This is a genomic window from Pseudomonas sp. P4_C4, assembly GCF_056402055.1.
Map to the genome: position 1 here is coordinate 46,045 of NZ_JBFUID010000038.1, position 17,552 is coordinate 63,596.

General features: G+C 60.5%; 11 protein-coding genes and 1 pseudogene. 4 read left to right on the forward strand and 8 right to left on the reverse strand.

Going from position 1 to position 17,552, the window contains the following annotated elements; translation table 11 throughout:
* Positions 1–8: 8 nt before the first annotated feature.
* From AC1DXW_RS19900 to AC1DXW_RS19920, 5 genes are all read right to left on the reverse strand, one after another.
* Positions 9–1,136 (reverse strand): acyl-CoA dehydrogenase, encoded by a 1,128-nt coding sequence (locus AC1DXW_RS19900; RefSeq protein ID WP_477754233.1) that lies wholly within the window; start codon positions 1,134–1,136, stop codon positions 9–11.
* A 141-nt stretch (positions 1,137–1,277) separates the two neighbouring features.
* A complete protein-coding gene (locus AC1DXW_RS19905) occupies positions 1,278–2,471 on the reverse strand; it encodes an acetyl-CoA C-acyltransferase (RefSeq protein WP_477754234.1) in 1,194 nt (397 codons plus the stop codon).
* 12 nt (positions 2,472–2,483) lie between these two features.
* Positions 2,484–3,245, reverse strand: coding sequence for an SDR family NAD(P)-dependent oxidoreductase (locus AC1DXW_RS19910; protein ID WP_477754235.1), 762 nt, complete (start codon positions 3,243–3,245; stop codon positions 2,484–2,486).
* Positions 3,246–3,261: 16 nt separating this feature from the next.
* Positions 3,262–4,926, reverse strand: a complete 1,665-nt coding sequence (locus tag AC1DXW_RS19915; RefSeq protein ID WP_477754236.1) for an AMP-binding protein — start codon at positions 4,924–4,926, stop codon at positions 3,262–3,264.
* Positions 4,927–5,062: 136 nt separating this feature from the next.
* Positions 5,063–5,986, reverse strand: coding sequence for a carbon-nitrogen hydrolase family protein (locus tag AC1DXW_RS19920; RefSeq protein ID WP_477754237.1), 924 nt, complete (start codon positions 5,984–5,986; stop codon positions 5,063–5,065).
* 84 nt (positions 5,987–6,070) lie between these two features.
* On the opposite strand from AC1DXW_RS19920, the gene AC1DXW_RS19925 reads away from it, so the two are divergent.
* A complete protein-coding gene (locus AC1DXW_RS19925; RefSeq protein WP_477754238.1) occupies positions 6,071–6,979 on the forward strand; it encodes a LysR family transcriptional regulator in 909 nt (302 codons plus the stop codon).
* Positions 6,980–7,078: 99 nt separating this feature from the next.
* Here AC1DXW_RS19925 and AC1DXW_RS19930 read toward each other — a convergent pair whose 3' ends face one another.
* On the reverse strand, positions 7,079–7,330 hold the full coding sequence (locus AC1DXW_RS19930) for a hypothetical protein (RefSeq protein ID WP_007983592.1): 252 nt from the start codon (positions 7,328–7,330) through the stop codon (positions 7,079–7,081).
* A gap of 164 nt (positions 7,331–7,494) precedes the next feature.
* Between AC1DXW_RS19930 and AC1DXW_RS19935 the strand changes: the two genes are divergently transcribed.
* The gene (locus tag AC1DXW_RS19935; RefSeq protein ID WP_477754239.1) at positions 7,495–7,812 is read left to right on the forward strand and encodes an ElaB/YgaM/YqjD family protein; all 318 of its coding nucleotides are present in this window, start codon (positions 7,495–7,497) and stop codon (positions 7,810–7,812) included.
* A gap of 85 nt (positions 7,813–7,897) precedes the next feature.
* Here AC1DXW_RS19935 and AC1DXW_RS19940 read toward each other — a convergent pair whose 3' ends face one another.
* Complete coding sequence (locus AC1DXW_RS19940) at positions 7,898–8,938, reverse strand: Ldh family oxidoreductase (protein ID WP_477754240.1); 1,041 nt, start codon at positions 8,936–8,938, stop codon at positions 7,898–7,900.
* A 234-nt stretch (positions 8,939–9,172) separates the two neighbouring features.
* Here AC1DXW_RS19940 and AC1DXW_RS19945 point away from each other — a divergent pair, with 234 nt between their 5' ends.
* Entirely contained in the window at positions 9,173–14,005 is a 4,833-nt protein-coding gene (locus tag AC1DXW_RS19945; RefSeq protein ID WP_477754241.1) for a dermonecrotic toxin domain-containing protein, read from the forward strand.
* 211 nt (positions 14,006–14,216) lie between these two features.
* The gene (locus AC1DXW_RS19950; RefSeq protein ID WP_477754242.1) at positions 14,217–15,218 is read left to right on the forward strand and encodes a FecR family protein; all 1,002 of its coding nucleotides are present in this window, start codon (positions 14,217–14,219) and stop codon (positions 15,216–15,218) included.
* Positions 15,219–15,275: 57 nt separating this feature from the next.
* Here AC1DXW_RS19950 and AC1DXW_RS19955 read toward each other — a convergent pair.
* A pseudogene (locus AC1DXW_RS19955) lies at positions 15,276–17,323 on the reverse strand (penicillin acylase family protein).
* Between the last annotated feature and the right edge of the window lie 229 nt (positions 17,324–17,552).

Consider the following 17,552-nt stretch of genomic DNA (forward strand, 5'->3'; position numbering starts at 1 on the left):
TCTCCTTCTTATAAATTGCGCGAAATGACCATGCGCTGAATATCGCTGGTGCCTTCGTAGATCTGGCAGACCCGCACGTCGCGGTAGATCCGTTCCAGCGGGAAGTCGTTGAGGTAACCATAACCGCCGAGGGTTTGCAGCGCCGAGGAGCATACCTTCTCGGCCATTTCCGAGGCGAACAACTTGGCCATCGAAGCCTCGACCAAAGCCGGTTTGCCACTGTCACGCAGGGCCGCGGCGTAGTGCACCATTTGCCGCGCCACGGCGATCTGGGTCGCCATGTCCGCCAGGCGGAAGGCCACGGCCTGGTGTTCGATGATCGGCTTGCCGAAACTCTGGCGCTCACGGGCGTAGTCGCGAGCCGCTTCGAACGCCGCGCGGGCCATGCCCACCGATTGCGAAGCGATGCCGACGCGACCGCCTTCAAGGTTGGCCAGGGCAATCCTGTAGCCTTCGCCCTCCTCGCCCAAACGGTTGGCCACCGGCACCTTCACGTCTTCGAAGAGAATCTGGCAGGTGTCGGACGCATGCTGACCGAGTTTGTCCTCGACCCGCGCAACGGTGTAGCCCGGCGAATCGGTCGGCACGATAAAGGCGCTGATGCCGCGTTTGCCAGCGCTCGGATCGGTCACCGCAAACACGATCACCACTCCGGCATTCTGCCCGGAGGTGATGAATTGCTTGCAGCCGTTGAGCACGTAGTGATCGCCTTCCAGGCGCGCACGGGTTTTCAAGCCGCTGGCGTCGGAACCGGCCTGGGGTTCGGTCAGGGCGAAAGCGCCGAGCATCGCACCGCTGGCCAGCGGTTTGAGGAAGCGCTCTTTCTGCTCATCCGTGCCGTAGTGGAGGATCGGCACACAGCCCACGGAGTTGTGCACGCTCATGATGGTCGAGCAGGCGCCATCGCCGGCGGCGATTTCTTCCAGCGCCATGGCGTAGGCCAGGTAACCGGTGTCGCAACCGCCCCACTGCTCCGGCACCAGCATGCCGAAGAAGCCCAGCCCGGCCATCTCGCCGATGGCTTCCTTGGGAAAGCGATGCTCGCGGTCCCATTCGGCAGCGAACGGTTTCAGCCGTTCCTGGGCAAAGTCCCGGGCCATGTCGCGGATTTGTTGTTGGTCGTCATTGGGGATCATGGTGAATCCTTGAAGTTTAATTGCCCCCTGTAGGAGCGAGCTTGCTCGCGAAGGGCCTGAGAGCGCCGCATTCATCCAGGCAGCCCTCGTCATMGTTGACGTCCTTCGCGAGCAAGCTCGCTCCTACAAGGGGCGCTGGCCTTAATACAGGCATTCCACGGCCATGGCCGTCGCTTCACCGCCGCCGATACAGATCGCCGCGACGCCACGCTTCAAGCCTTTCTGGCGCAGGGCCGAGAGCAGGGTCACCAGAATCCGCGCACCGGAAGCCCCGATCGGGTGGCCCAGGGCGCAAGCACCGCCGTGCACGTTGAGCTTCTCGTGGGGAATTTCCAGATGCGTCATCGCGGCCATGCCGACCACGGCGAAGGCTTCGTTGACTTCCACCAGATCGACGTCATTGAGCGACCATCCGGTTTTCTTCATCAATTTCTTGATCGCACCGATTGGCGCCACTGGAAACAGACCCGGGGTGTCGGCGAATGCGGCGTGGCCATGAATCACCGCCAAGGGTTTCAGGCCCTGTTTCTGCGCCTGCGACTGGCGCATCAGCACCAGCGCGGCGGCACCGTCGGAGATCGAACTGGAGTTGGCCGCCGTCACCGTACCGCCTTCGCGGAACGCCGGTTTCAACGAAGCGATCTTGTCCAGCCTGGCTTTTGGCGGCTGCTCGTCATTGCTGATCACAACCTGCTCTTTGCCCACCGTCACGGTCAGCGGGACGATTTCGGCCTTGAAGCTGCCGTCCTTGATCGCCTGTTGCGCGCGGGTGGTCGAGGCGATGGCAAAGGCGTCCTGGGCTTCGCGGCTGAAGCTGTTGGTTTCGGCGCAGTCTTCGGCGAAGGTGCCCATCAGGCGGCCCTTGTCGTAGGCGTCTTCGAGGCCGTCCAGGAACATCGAGTCCTGCACCCGGCCATGGCCCATGCGGTAGCCGGCACGGGCACGGTCCAGCAGGTAAGGCGCGTTGGACATGCTTTCCATGCCACCGGCGACCACGACGTCGGCACTGCCCGCCACCAGCATGTCATGGGCCAGAATCGCCGCTTCCATGCCGGAACCGCACATCTTGTTCAGGGTGGTGCAGCGGGTCGATTTATCCAGCCCCGCGCCCAGCGCTGCCTGACGCGCAGGTGCCTGGCCAAGGCCTGCCGGCAGTACGCAGCCGAACAACACTTCGTCGACGGAATCGCTGGCAACGCCAGCGCGTTCCACCGCTGCTTTGATGGCTGCCGCGCCGAGTTGCGGCGCGGTCAGGCTTTTCAGTTCGCCCTGGAAACCGCCCATCGGGGTACGGACGGCGCTGACGATTACAATCGGATCGTTGGAAATAGTCATGACAAATCCTCCTTACTTGGCGGCCATGCGCAAGGCACCGTCGAGACGGATCACCTCGCCGTTGAGCATGCTGTTTTCAATAATATGCTTGACCAGCCCGGCATACTCGCCCGGTTTGCCCAGGCGTGGCGGGAACGGCACGCCGGCGGCCAGGGAATCGCGGACTTCCTGGGTCATGCCGGCCATCATCGGTGTCTCGAAGATGCCGGGGGCGATCGTCATGACACGGATGCCAAAACGCGCCAGCTCACGGGCCGCCGGCAAGGTCAGACTGACAATCGCGCCCTTGGACGCCGAGTAAGCCGCCTGACCGATCTGACCGTCATAGGCCGCAGCAGACGCGGTGTTGATGATCACGCCGCGCTCGCCATCGGCATCCGCTTCGGTCTCGGCAATCGCCGCTGCCGCAAGACGCAGCATGTTGAAGCTGCCGATCAGGTTGACGTTGATCACCTGGCTGAAACCGGCCAGTGCGTGTGGACCGTTCTTGCCGAGAATCTTCTCGCCACGCACGATGCCGGCGCAGTTGACCAGGCCATTAAGGCCGCCAAAGGCCTTGACCGTCGCCCGCACCGCAGCTTCGGCCGCCGCTTCGTCGCTGATGTCCGCCACCACGCTGTGCGCGCCAAGGCGCTGGGCCTGGGCTGCAACGGCCTCGGCGTTCATGTCCACCAGCATCACTTTCGCGCCAGCGTTAACCAGCACCTCGGCGGTGGCGGCACCGAGGCCGGAAGCGCCACCGGTGACGATAAAAATCTTGTTCTCGATCTGCATCATTGTTTCCCTGGATTCAAGCTGGAAGGTTCTTCGCCGCGGCCTCTTGAGCCTTGGCGATTTCCTGGTTGCGCAAGATAAAGCGCTGCAATTTGCCGCTTGGGGTTTTCGGCAATTCGCTGACAAATTCGATTTCGCGGGGGTACGAGTGCGCCGCCAGACGTTTGCGCACGTGCTGGCGCAGCTCTTCGGCCAGCGCAGGTTCAGCGCGGTATTGCGGGTTGAGCACGACGAAGGCCTTGACCAGTTCGGTGCGCTCCGGATCGGGTTTGCCGACCACTGCGGCCTCGACTACGGCCGGGTGTTCGATCAGCGCACTTTCCACGTCGAACGGACCGACCCGGTAGCCGGAGGTGGTGATCACGTCATCGCTGCGACCGACGAAGCTGATGCTGCCGTCCGGGTTCCACTCGACGGTGTCGCCACTCAGGTAATAGTTGCCGACAAAGGCCTTGGTCGGCCCGCCTTCGTAGCCGGCGAACCAGCACATCGGCGATTGGCTGCGGTCGATGGCCAGGATGCCCGGCTGGCCAACGCCCAGTTCCTGGTATTCGTCATCCAGCACTACAATACGGTGGCCCGGCGAGGCAAATCCGGCGGCGCCCATGTGAATCGGATGTTCCAGGCCGTGGTGGTTGCACAGCACCATGCCCAGTTCGGTCTGGCCGTAATGGTCGTGGATGACCACGCCGAGGTTGTCGGCGAACCAGCGGATCACTTCCGGGTTCAGCGGCTCGCCGGCGCTGCTGACGATACGCAGCTTGCCCTTGATCGATCTGGCGAATTCTTCGCCGCCGGCAATCAGCAAACGGTAGGCCGTCGGCGAACCGGTGAGGTTGGTAATCCCGTATTTGTTGATCACCCGGCAGGTGCTTTCGAGGGTGAACGGGCCATCGTAAAAAGTAATCGGATGACCCATGGACATCGGCCCTGTGACACCGAAATAAATGCCGTAGGCCCAACCCGGATCGGCGACGTTCCAGAACGCGTCTTCCGGGCGCAGATCCACCGCATCGCGGGTGTAGCTCTGGAACGCAACGATGGCCTTGAGCGGCACCGACAGTGCTTTCGACGGGCCGGTGGTGCCCGAGGTGAACATCAGCAGGAACGGATCTTCCCCGGTCAGCAGCACCGGTTCACAGTCGGGGGAATAGTTGGCCAGTTCGGCCCAGAAACTGAAATCGCCGCGAACCAGGCCCTGCCCTTTGGGGCCGGTGACGGTCACCGTGGTCGGGCAATCGGCGACTTCGGCCAGTTTCGGCCGGTTCACCCCATCGGTCACCACCACCTTGGCGCCAGAGCAGCCCAGGCGGTGCTCGATGGCCTTGGGGCCGAACGCGGTAAACAGCGGTTGATACACCGCGCCGATGCGCCAGGTGGCGAACACGGTGATCAAGAGTTCGATATTGCGTGGCAACAGGCCGGCGACCTTGTCGCCTTTCTTCACGCCCTGGGCCAGCAGGTAGTTGGCGAAACGCGCGGCCTTGTCCTGCAAGTCGGTGAAGGTGTACGTCGCACCGGTGCCGTCGCGTCCTTCCCAGAACAGCGCGATGCGACCCGGCAAGGCGTGCCGGTCACAGCATTCGACACAGGCGTTGAGGGCCGTCAGATCGCCTGCGAGTGCGGCGTCGACGGTGTGCTGATAATTGAACTGAGCAGTAGCAGACAAGTAATCGCGCATTGCCAGAATCCCTTTGTGTTTTTATTAGGTTGGGGGGAACCGTAATCAACAGGGAAATACTCGCTCTGCGCGGGGTGGCGGGCAATGGTCAAAGCTATCAAGTTGTCTGACTGCTTTGGCCAAAGCCCGCAGGGCATCAAGCGATGAAGCGCACTCCGGGTTTGGCGCGCTCGTCCACGGTCAGTTCGAACACATCCGGGCGGGCGTAGTGGCCGACCACGTCAAAGTCATAACGGGCGCGTACCAGGTCGTCGGTGTCGATTTGTGCAGTGAGCAGACCGGCGCTATCACGCAACGGTCCGGCGAGGATGTCGCCCATGGGACCGACGATCACGCTGCCGCCGGCGATCAACGGCCGATCCGCCGGCCAGTTGGCGATGTCCAGGCCCAGGGCCTGCGGCGATGCCTGGACCTGACAGGCACTGACCACGAAACAGCGTCCCTCATGGGCGATGTGGCGCATGCTGACCTGCCACATCTCCCGTTCGTCCACGGTCGGCGCGCCCCACACCTCCACGCCCTTGGCGTACATCGCCGTGCGCAGCAGCGGCATCATGTTTTCCCAGCACACCAGCGCACCGACGCGCCCGACCTGGCTGTCGATCACCGGCAAGGTCGAGCCATCGCCCTTGCCCCAGATCAGCCGTTCGGTGCCGGTGGGCATCAGTTTGCGGTGTTTGGCCACCAGCCCGGCCTGCGGATCGAGGTACAGCGCGGTGCAGTACAACGTGCTGCCCGCACGCTCGATCACGCCGATCACCAGATTGGCCCCGGTGCGCGCGGACAGCGCCGCCAGCGCCTCGGTTTCCGCGCCGGGTACGTCGATTGCATTGGCAAAATAGCGGGCAAAGGCTTCGCGACCTTCCGGCAGGCGATAGCCCAATTGCGTGCCAAAGCCCTCGCCTTTGGGATAACCACCCAGCAGCGCTTCGGGCATCACCACCAACCCGGCACCGGATTCGATGATCGCGTTTTCATAGGACAGGATCTGTTCCAGGGTGTCGGCCTTGCCACCGGGCATGGCGCCGATTTGCAGGGCTGCAACGATTGATTTGGGCATCTCGCAAACTCCATTCGCATCAGGGGTTGCTCATTCTCCGGCCTCACATGATCATCAATAAAGACCGATTCACTGCTGAATGATATGAGCCAAATGAATATCACCGACGTCGACCTCAACCTGCTCAAAGTCTTCGAAGCGCTGCACGAGGAGTCCAGCGCCAGCCGTGCCGCCTTGCGCCTGGGCGTGACGCAATCGGCAGTCAGCGCAGCCTTGCGTCGGTTGCGCGAGGTGTATGCCGATCAACTGTTCGTGCGCACCGGACGCGGCCTGGCTCCCTCGCTCAAGGCCAATCAGCTCAAACCGGTGGTCAGTGATGCCCTGAACAAATGCCGGCAGAGCCTGGCGATGGTCGATCCGGCCGCACAACAGTACGAAGGTCGCTCGGTCACCGTGGGAATGTCAGATGATTTCGAGATTGCCTACGGCCGGCGGCTGATCGAGGAAATCGCCCGGTGCGCGCCGAAATTGCGCCTGATTTTCCGTCAGACCCACAGCCAGATCGTCGCCCAGGCGTTGATGGAGCGCAGCATTGACCTGGCGATTACCGCGGGCGGGTTTGCCGAGCGGCTGCTCAGCCGTCAGGTGCTGGGGGAAGGTGGCTATCTGTGCCTGGTGGACCCGTCGAGCCTGGTCGAGAATCAGCAGAGCATTAGCCTTGAGGAGTTTGTGGCCCGCGAACACATTCTGGTGTCGTCCGGCGGTTTTATCGGGATTACCGATGAAGGATTGGCGGCGCTGGGGCTCAGTCGACGGGTGTGCGCCTCGACCACGCACTTTGCCGCGTTGCCGCATTTGCTCAAAGGCAGCCAGGCCGTGGCGACCATTCCGGCCCATGCCGCCCAAAGCATCGCAACGCTCAGCGGACTGGCGTTGCTGCCCTGTCCTTTGGCGTTGCCGCGTTACCCGATCGAGCTGGGCTGGCGCACCAGTACCCAGCTCGACCCGGTGGTGTTGAAAGTGCGCGAGGCTATTGTCGCGAGTTTCTCGTAGGAGCTGCCGCAGACTGCGATCTTTTGATGTTTTCTTTTCGCCGACTGCTGCGCAACAAGATCAAGCTCAAGATCAACAGATCGCAGCCTTCGGCAGCTCCTACTTGGCCGCCATCAGGCGATTGACTTCACTGCGCACCATGTTGGCGAATTCCGGAGGCGACATGCCGTCCAGTTCGGCGCGTACCCATTCGGCCCATTTGCCTTTGCGTTTGGCCCGTTCGCCAAACAACCGTGCGGCCTCGCCCTTGGCTTTGCCCAGGTTGTTTTGCCAGAGTTCGAACAGACGGGATTTCTCGTCTTCAAGCGCAGCGCGCTCGGCGAGGGGTTTGTCGGCCAGATTGAAGCTCATGGGAATTTCCTGCTGCGTAAAATAGGCGACATCTTACACTGTAGGACGAAATGTCCTGCGCCGGTTTTTCAGCAAGATGGCCTCTCCGGGCAAAATAGCTGCAACTTTTCCGACGGCGACTGACTCCATTGTTCACTATCCACTTACCTGCAAGGAGTACTTCAATGGCCCGCAAAACCGCCGCGCAAGCCGCCGAAGATCAAATCAAGGATCAAGCGTTCAGCGAGCTTCAATCGTTGATCGAAGAGTCGGAAAAGCTGCTGAAAAGCAGCGCCTCGCTGGTCGGGGAAGAAGCGGAGACCCTTCGCGGACAAATCGCCCTGAAACTCCAGCAGGCCAGGGATTCGGTGAGCAGCGTACGCGACCGGACCCTGCCCGCGGTCGAGGCCACTGAAACCTATATCGGCGGGCATCCATGGCAAACCGTGGCGATTTCTGCCGGGTTCGGCCTGGTGGTGGGGTTGTTGCTGGGCCGTCGCTAAGCACGGGCAAACACTGAACCCTGTGGGAGCGGGCTTGCTCCCACAGGGGTTGCGTTAATCAGACATTATTTGCCATTACCTCGGATCACTCCCCTGCCAGCTCCCGCAAGTTCGCCAGCGTCTGCGCATCCAGCTCAATGCCATTGACCTGTGATTTGGCGCGTTGATGGTGACGCCGGTCACCGGGCAAACGCTTCAAACCGACGCCGTGCATTTGCCGCACCAGTTCCTGGCTGCGCTCGGCAAAGCTTTGCCCCACCGCTTTGCCCGGGTCGATCACGATAAGCAATTGGCCAGTCCAGGGCGTCTTGGCGCCGGGATGGTTCTTCCAGTCGAATTCGAAGGAAAAATTGCCGCCGGTCAGTGCCGCCGCGAGCAACTCGACCATCATCGACAATGCCGAGCCCTTGTGCCCGCCAAAAGGCAGCAACGCACCGCCCTCAAGAATCGCTTTCGGGTCTGTGGTCGGCTGGCCGAGGCTGTCCACGCCCATCCCTGCCGGCAAGCGTTTGCCCTCGCGTGCGGCAATTTGCACATCGCCATGGGCAATGGCACTGGTGGCCAGGTCGAAGACAATCGGTGCGCCATCGGCCCGCGGCGCAGCGAAGGCAATCGGGTTGGTGCCGAACAGCGGCCGGTCGGCGCCGTGGGGCACCACGCAGGTCATGCTGTTGACCACGCTCAAGGCCACGAGGCCTTCATCGGCGAAGGGCTCGACATCCGGCCACAAGGCAGCGAAATGGTGCGAGTTACGGATTGCCAGCACCGCAATGCCGGCACTTCGGGCCTTTTGCACCAGTAGTCCACGTGCAGCCGCCAGGGCCGGTTGCGCAAAACCGTTAGCGGCATCGACCCGCACAAACCCTGAAGCCACATCTTCGACCACCGGAACGGCCTGGCCATTGACCCAGCCGCTTTGCAGCGTCGAAACATAACCCGGAATCCGGAATACCCCGTGACTGTGCGCGCCGTCGCGCTCGGCACCGGCGCAGTTTTGCGCAAGCACCCGGGCAACGTCGGCCGACGTGCCGTGACGCAGAAAAATCTTCTCCAGCAAAGCGCTCAGCGCTTCGAATGACAGGTGTGACGAGATCGCAGTAGACGTGTGATCGTGTGGCGCAGACATCTGAAGCTCCAGACTAATTATTGGAGGGAACAACAGCGTACAAAGACCCGCCGATTAACAACGCGCGGCGAGCGACCTGTCAACCTTTCGCTCAGGGTCAATCAGGTATATGCGTGTCACGAATGCCCACGGCCCGTGCGTTATCTATTTACCGCCTGCATCATCCCGCCGGCTTTTAGTCTCGAAACTCAATCCACAGGCGCCCTTGAATGGCACCTTGAACGAGACTCGACGATGCCTGCATCTTTAACTCCGCTGTTTTTCCCCGAGGCACTGTCGTTGCCCGGCCTCTGGAGAGAACTTGGCAAAACCCACGGGCTGACGCAAAAGGACTTCGAATGGTTCAGCCATATCGAACTGGCCAGCCAGGCCCTGCGCGATGAGCAGACGCCGCCCATGCTGGCGAAAAAAATCCTGCTGAAAATACCGGGACTGGAACATTTGGCGCTGGCCGGCAGTTTTTTGCTGACCGCGACACCCGATGACAACGGCGTGATTCTCTACACCCCGTACGCCGGGATACAGAAGTTCACTGACCGTTCGGCCCTGACCGAACAGCTGGTGAAACAACTCAAAGCGGCCGACGAAGACGATAATCTGCTGGCCTTCATGGCGCTGTCTCAACGCAGGACGGTGGTGGACGCCGTGACCATCGAGCCGGACTTTCAAACCATCGAAGGCGACGTGTTCGAGGACCAGCGCAGCACCCTCTCCAGCCATCAGCAACTCAATGACCAGGCCCTGCTCGATGAGCTCAAAGCGCTGCCGTCCCTGACGTCGCTGCTCGAGGCATTGCTCAGTGAACAGCTGGCTAGAACTTTTCCCGGTCTGGACCAGAGCCAGACCCAGGTGAATTTCTATCTGGCAACAACACAAGAAAGCGCTGGAGAAAGCCATCCGACGCGACGCTGGGTCAACTCCCTGTCCCTGAGTGACGCGGTACTCCTGCACTATCGCCATCAGCGTTGGCCGTCCGGACAGTCCCATGAATTTTCCCATCCGAAAAAACCCTCGGCAAAAGCCGACCAGCCAATCTGGGAAGCCGCCGTCACCACGATCTCGCGCAAACTCGTCAGCCTGCTGGTCAGGCAGCTCGAAGGTTTCTGGGCTGCGGCGAGTGTCGATGGTGCATCGCGTCGCGCATTCTTCGGCCGGGCCATTGCCGATCAGGCGCGAGTGCAACTGCTGCTCAAGCGCGAAGCCGGGATCATCACCCCGGAGCAAAGCCAGGATTTGCATGCGTTGATCTCGACGGCCAGCCGGGCGAACCAATCAATGACGGTCGAAACCGTGTGTCTGTGGGAGCACCGGGCCAACTATGTTGAGTTGGCCGGCTCACTGATGGTCAGCGCCAGCGATGCGTTTCTCTACACACCCACCCGAGGCCTGCAGGTGCTCAAGGACTATCAGGACTTGCGCGATACGGTGCTGAGCAAGTTCAGCGCGGCCGGTCACGAGGATGAACTCTATGGCCTGCTGAGCCTGGACGAACGCCAGCGCTTCATCGGTTTTGACCGGCCGAATGTGACCGGGGAAGTGATTTCCGGCGCGATCTTCCACAAGCTCTTCGACGCGATCGTCACCAAGCAACTGCAGAACATGGAATATGCCCTGCAGGTGTTCCGTCACAGTGACGGTACCGTGAACATCCACGCCCTGTTCGACAAGGCGCTGGATATCCGCTCGATGATCAGCGAGCGGCTGCTGACACTGGAGACCGACGGACGCTGGAGCACACGGCCCGCGTTAACCGGCGATCAGCATCCTTCCGCGGTGCTGGCGGATACCGCGGCAGCTTTCGCCAAGACCTTCAGCGACATCGAAACACTGATCAACGCAGATTTTGCGGCGCAACCGGTCGCTTCGCTGGCTTTGCAACGGGTTTATCTGGAAAACATGAAAACCCGCCTGGCCCATGCGCTTTCCGTCGGCATCCGGGGCGAGGCCAGTCTGCGCAGGCTCAGCGCGACACTGCGGGATGCGGACCGGGCCATTGTCGAAACGGTATTCAACCCGGATCAGGCAGACCGGCAGAGCCGTCTGTCACTCAAGGGCTTCCGGCCCGATGCCTATTCATTGACGCTGGAGTGCTCCGCTCAGCGCGATGTCCTGCCCCTGGCCCATTGTTTGCTCTTGACCGAGCGTGGCGGGCTCGACGCCTCGCATTCCGGCCGGACGATCCTGTGGACACCCGCCGAGGGCCTGGAAGTCTTTGACACCATCAGTCGTGCACGGCTGGAACTGAACCGCCGCCTGCTCGACCCACGACAACGCCTGGCGCTGCTGGACAACCTCACCCCCACCCAGCGCGTCTTTCACCAACGCTACTCACTGGGACCGCTGCGGCTGATTGAAGGATCTGTATTGGAGCGGGTCGCGCAATCGTCAATCGAGCACTTTCTGGCTCGCTGCGAACACGTAGGCACCTTCGAGCTGAGCGAAACGAAGCAGAATAAAGCCCTGAAATCCCTGAGCACAGCGGCCTTCAACGCCAACCTGCAAAGAGCCACCTCGATTGCCCGTGCGATCAGCCGGCAGCAGTCCCTGCCCGCCTGGCTTGGAATGGCTCCGCTGGAAGACCAGCGTCAGCACCTTGAATTGCTGGAGCAATACCGCAACAGCGTTGATGAGGACAAAGACTATTTGCACGGGATCAAACCCCTCAGGTCGTATGTGCATGAGACGTTGACGTCATTGCTCGGCAGCCGCTTCCCTGAAAAAACGCTGGACCCCGACAACATCGAAATCACCCCCCACCTGGCCCTGGTCGGCCCCGCAAGGAGCCTCACTGAGTTCGCCCTGAACCATGTCAACATCGCACAGGGCACCGGGTTCAAAGTCAGCTCGGCAACCCTTCAAGCCCTGCCCGCTGGGTTGGATCAGGCGGCCGTCCGTCAATTGTTGCTGTCATTGAACATCGCGCAAAACTACGCCAGACAGGTCACCGACAACTTGTCGAATCAAGCAGCTGACGTCGAAAACCGAATGCTGCGTTTCGTCAAACAACTGCCCTGGCAACTACTGCAACACGCCCACGAACTCAAGCTGCGGCAACGGCTGTCCGGTAGTGCTTTCGATTTGCTTCGCCAGGTACTGGACATGCCGGACGCCATCGCCCGGGCTATTGTTCAGGGAGCACATGCGATTGTCCGGCCACTGGAACTGATCAAGACAACCGGCGCCGCCGCCGTCAAAGCGCTGGGCCTTTACCTGATCGGCCCTGGCGGTGGCAACACAGGCCCACAAATTCTCTATGCCCCCTACCATCCCGGAGGCTCACCGTTTGTAGAGTTTGAAAATGAGGCCAGCGTTGTCTCGGCGTTCAACACGCCGGGACTCTTGCAGGAAATGTTGATACGTCGCCTGCCAGACAGTGAGCAGACAGTGTTTCGCAACCTGTTCGAATCCACCATTGGCCAGTTGAGCGAAATGACGCTTGCGTCCAACCCCATCGGCGGCAACGTACTCACCCGTTTTTTCCATGACAACACCCAACTGCTGACACGATTGCTCGGCAGCCAGTCGCATGTTTCAGGCCAGTCGGACTGGGAGGCTGTCAAACACCTGTTCAGCTCCGGAATCAATCTCTTTTCGGGACTGTTACCGGGCAAACTCGCGTATCTACAGTTTCTGTGGAATGCCTACAAGGACGCGCGAAACTCGGCCGAAGCGCTGCAGGACCATCACTGGAAAACTGCATTGCTGGATTTTATTGCCGGTGCGGTGCAGATCGTGACGTTGGGCCGGTTATCGCTTGAAGGATGGGCCGACAGCGCCCAGGCAACCGGTGAAGCCATCGCTCAACCGATTGCCACCCCCGTGATTGCGCAAGCCTGGTCGCAGGTCCGTTCGACAGCACCGTTGCGTACACGACTGCAACCGTTCGAAACCACCGTCGAACTGAAGAACCTGACGAAAAACCGCACTGACGGCACCTATCTCGAAGCGGCCAGCCGGAAAACCTTCGCCGCCATTGCCGGCAAGGTGTACGGCGTGAACAAGACCGGAGCGGTTTGGCGAATGGTCAAAGGCGAAGAAGAAGGCCCCGTGTTACTGACGACGCCTGACAAGCAACTGGTGATCGACCCGGACACCCACACCGTCCACTTCGGCAAAGCCCTCTCGAAAATGCACAATCAGTTTGCCAACGCCGTTGTTGCCAGGGATGTGCTGAATATCGAGGCCCGGGGGATGGAGGAAATCCACGCGAAACATCCCGAAAAAGCCCGCATGATCGTGCAGGCCATCGACATGGCTCGCTATTACGCGTTCAACAGCCTGCACAACCTGGTGCAACTGCGCAAACTTCTGCCGGGCACACGACTGGATACGTTCCTCAAGGGCTTCTTTGGTGTCAGCCAGGTCGACACAGGGCTGCTCGATAGAATCAAGAAGGCCATCGTTCCCATCTGCAACGCACTGGTCGATCCCGATGAAGACTTGATGAACTCGCAACGCTTTATCGTGGGTTCAAACAGGGACCCGAAAGCAAACCTCATCGCGTTTGTCCTGGACAAGGATCAACAGCGCAATGTGCATTTCACGGAAAGATTCTTCGATCAACAACTCGACTGGTACAAATCCTGTTTGACACAACCCTTCGACGTCGACGGCCACAGCCAGGCCGCGACGCTGATACACGAGTTCGCTCATTTGTTTTCCGGGGCCGTGGACATTGCATACCTTGAGGCCAGGCGACCGTTTAGCGATCTGATCGCACCGATCACCACCTATGGCGCAGAATTGAAACAGTCTCAGCTGGACTTCCAGCGAGTAGCCTTGTCGATGGAAACACCCAAGGCAGAATTGTTCGCACGCTGGAACAGTGGGCTGCAAACGTGGATCAGCCTGGATTCGATTCCGGGCGCTGATCACGTCGGCGAAGCCATTCTGCGGCTCACTGGCAGCAAGACCATGGAGAAGGCACGGGAAGCTTTTTTGAATGGGCAGGATTCGAAGTTCCGAACCGACGTCATTTTGCACAATGCCAACTCGATCGCCTTTTTGATCTGCGAAATGGGCCGACAACTGGACCCGGTGCCGGTCACTTCGACCACTGATACCTGATCCCGACGTAATAACGCGCAGATCTCCGGATCTGCGCAGCAGTACGTATTTTGATCTTTTTTTCACGCGCCCCTATGGATACTGCTACCCGACTGCAGGTGTTCCAGAGCCGAAGCGTTGAAAAAAAACTACACATTGATGGTTAAATGCCATGACTGATGTTCTCGCAGACTTCCCCCAAGGTTAGAATGCACGAAATCAGGATGGGCCAATGACCGACCACACGCTCTCGGAAGCCGAATACGACGCCATCACCGATGCCGCTGCGCATTGGTGTATGCGTTTGCACGCCAACGACTGCACCGAGCAAGAGCGCCAGGCGTTCGAGCAATGGCGTGATGCGCATCCGCTCCACGCCTTCGAGTACGAAGCGATGCTGGAGATCTGGGATGTCGCTGGCGACCTGCCGCGTCCCGAGCCCGTCGTGCCTCTGGTTCGCACTCAACCGGAAAACCCGTGGCGGCGCCTGGGTATTGCCGCGGCGATATGCGCACTGGCACTGCCTTTGGCCGGTTATGGCGGCTGGCACCTGGGCTGGGTACCGAACGCGTACCAGCATTTCGAAGCGACCGACAATGTTCGCACGGTCACCTTGAAGGACGGCAGCCAAGTGGAACTGAACCTGGGCAGCGAGCTGACCTACAGCAACTACAAGGATCAACGGCAAGTCACGCTGAAAAAAGGCGAAGCCTTTTTCAATGTCAGCCATGTCACCCGTCACCCGTTTGTGGTCAAGGCCGCCGAAGGCCGGATTCGCGTGACCGGCACCCAATTCAACGTCTGGATGTATGAAGACCAGGTCAAGGTCAATCTGATCGAAGGCTCGGTACTGGTCAGCAGCAACGCCGGCCAGCCCGGTGACGGCTTGCGCCTCGACCCGGCGATGCAGGCCGGTTATCGCCACGGCGACTTCATTCCCCGCGTCAGCCAGACCTATGACAATGACAGTTCGCTGGCCTGGCGCCAGGGCAAACTGGTACTCGACGATCTGGCACTGAGCGATGCACTGCCCTTGATCAATCGCTACCTGGACAAACCGTTGATGGTCGCTGACAACAGCACCGGCTCGATCCATATCGGCGGCATCTACAACATCAGAGAGATCAACGGCCTGGTGAAGTCCTTGCCGCGGGTCCTGCCGGTCTACCTGACCCGTAACCAGAACGGCAATCTGGTGGTCAACGCGATTCCGCAAACATCCCCGAAAAGCTGAAAAGGCCGCCACCCTTGCGGGGTGCGGCCTTCAGCGTTCATGCAATGTTCCACGACCTTACTGCGCAGTCACCTTTGCATCCTGCTGACGAATCGTCTGCACCTGATAGTTCGGATCGGACAGGATCTGTTGCTCGGTAAAGGGCAGCACGCTCCATTGCTTCCTGGAAAAGGCCTGCGTCTGGTCCCGTGAAAACTTCGAGGCCGGGTCACTGGACAGCGAGAACGCGAGGAGCCCTTTGGCCTGTGGTCCGTTTTCGTCAAAGGTCACCACTTGCAGGTAACTGGTGCCGCTGACCACTTCGCGCTTGCCATCGCTGCGCGGCACGCTCTGGATGGCGTTATAGACGCCCAGCGTCCCCGGTCCGCCGTGGATTGGCGTCTGTTTCCCGCCGCTGCTGACCACCTGGATATCGCCCCAACGGCTGTCCGGCTTGAGACCTGACGCCTTGACCTGTTCAGCCGAAGCCAGCATCGCTGCCCGTAGCGCCATCGCTACGTCCGGGTGATCGACCGCGAGTCCACGCGGAGTCTGTTGCGGGTCCGGAGGATCGAACGCCACGCGCCATACGTCCGGCACTTGTTCCAAAGACTCCATGACATTCTGGAAATGCACAAAACCCAGACCACTGTTGAGGTTGGCCTTGCGGTCCCATGCCTTGAGGCTGGCGCACAGTGGCGTCAGCGTTTTTGCATCGGCACCGAGATCCGCCGCGCAGAATTGCAGCAGGTCCGGCATCATTTGATTCGCCTGATAAACCTGATCGTCCATGACCATGTGTTGTAAATCCGCCGCCCCGACCTGGATCAAGGTACTCAAACGCTCCAGGGCAAAACGTGATCGCAAACTCAATGGCTGGCCATCCTGGCTGATCAGCGGCGAATAGCCGGTCAGCGGTTGCGCCGGGTTGGCCATCCAGGCCGAATTGTTGGAGTGTTGGAGTGTTGGACAAAATCCTTGCGCAGCAATTGCGGTAACTTGTCCGCCGCATAGATACCCTGTTGTGGCGCCTGCGGGTCGATGTCCCAGGCACAGGCGCTGTTGGAACCGTCAAGGATGATCATCTGCAGGCCGATCCGCGGATCGCTGCACTGCGCCAGCTTGTCGACACTGACGTTGACGGTCAGGGTCTGCCTGTCCATCGGCAAGGACTGGCCGTCGAGCAGGTACCGGGTCGAATCCTTGGGATCCAGTTGCAGGCGGTACAGCGTGAAGTGTTTGGACGAATCCACGGTGTGGGTCCAGGCCAGATGTTGATTGAAACCGATGTTGATCACCGGCAGGCCGGGCAATGCCGCGCCCATCACGTCCAGCTTGCCGGGAATGGTCAGGTGCATCTGATAAAAACGCATGCCGCCCCCCCACGGAAAGTGCGGATTGGCCAGCAACATGCCGCGACCGTTGAAAGAACGCTCGCTGCCGACCGCGACGGCGTTGCTGCCCCGGTCCAGGGCAAAGCGCTGCATCCGCGTCGCGGCCACCTGGAACGCCGGCTGCGCGTTTGCCGCCTGGGCCACGGCTTTGGGTGGCGTGGCACCGGCCAGGGCTTCGGCAAACTGGCCGACGCCACCTTCGACCAACAGGCGCCGGGTCAGCTTGACCAGATCCATTGCCGTGATGTCGCGCACCTAATCGCCCTGGCACTGCGGCGGAAAACCCTGGGCGCGACGTTCGCTCAAGGCGCGGTTGTACCCCGCCACATAGCCTTCAATCAGCTCACGCACTGGCGGGGTCTGGGCCTGCCAGAAACCGGCGACCGCCTGCGGAGTGTTCAGCCAGGTGAAAAACACATCGCTGACCAGGTTCTCACGCTCCTCAACGGTGAACTGATCCGGCCCGAAATACCGCGAGCGTTCGCCGTTCACCGTGGTGATCTCGTTGGCCAGCAGGCACAGATTGTCCTGGGCGTAGGCATAGCCGATGCCGTAGCCGAGCCCGCGCTCGTTGTCGGCGCGGATGTGCGGCACGCCGAAACTGGTGCGGCGGATGTCCGCGCTCGCTTGCGCAGGCGTACCGCTCGCGCTCGCCCCAAGGCTCAGCCCCAGGCTCAAACCCAGAGTCACACCCGCCAGGCTCAACCTGGTTAACTGGCTGGAAATAATCACGCTCGCTCCTGATCGAAAAAACGATGGCTACAGCTGCGCATACCCACGCGCACCGTGCCTCCCTGTAGGGACGAAGCTCACATCAAAAATTTAGGTGCTTCACGGAATTCCGGGGAACACATATAACGAAATATCTGTAGGGACTGCCGAAAGTTCGGGCCGCGTTCGGACGATCTTTTTGATCTTGATCTTCAGCAATATCCAGATCGCAAAAGCAAGATCAAAAGAT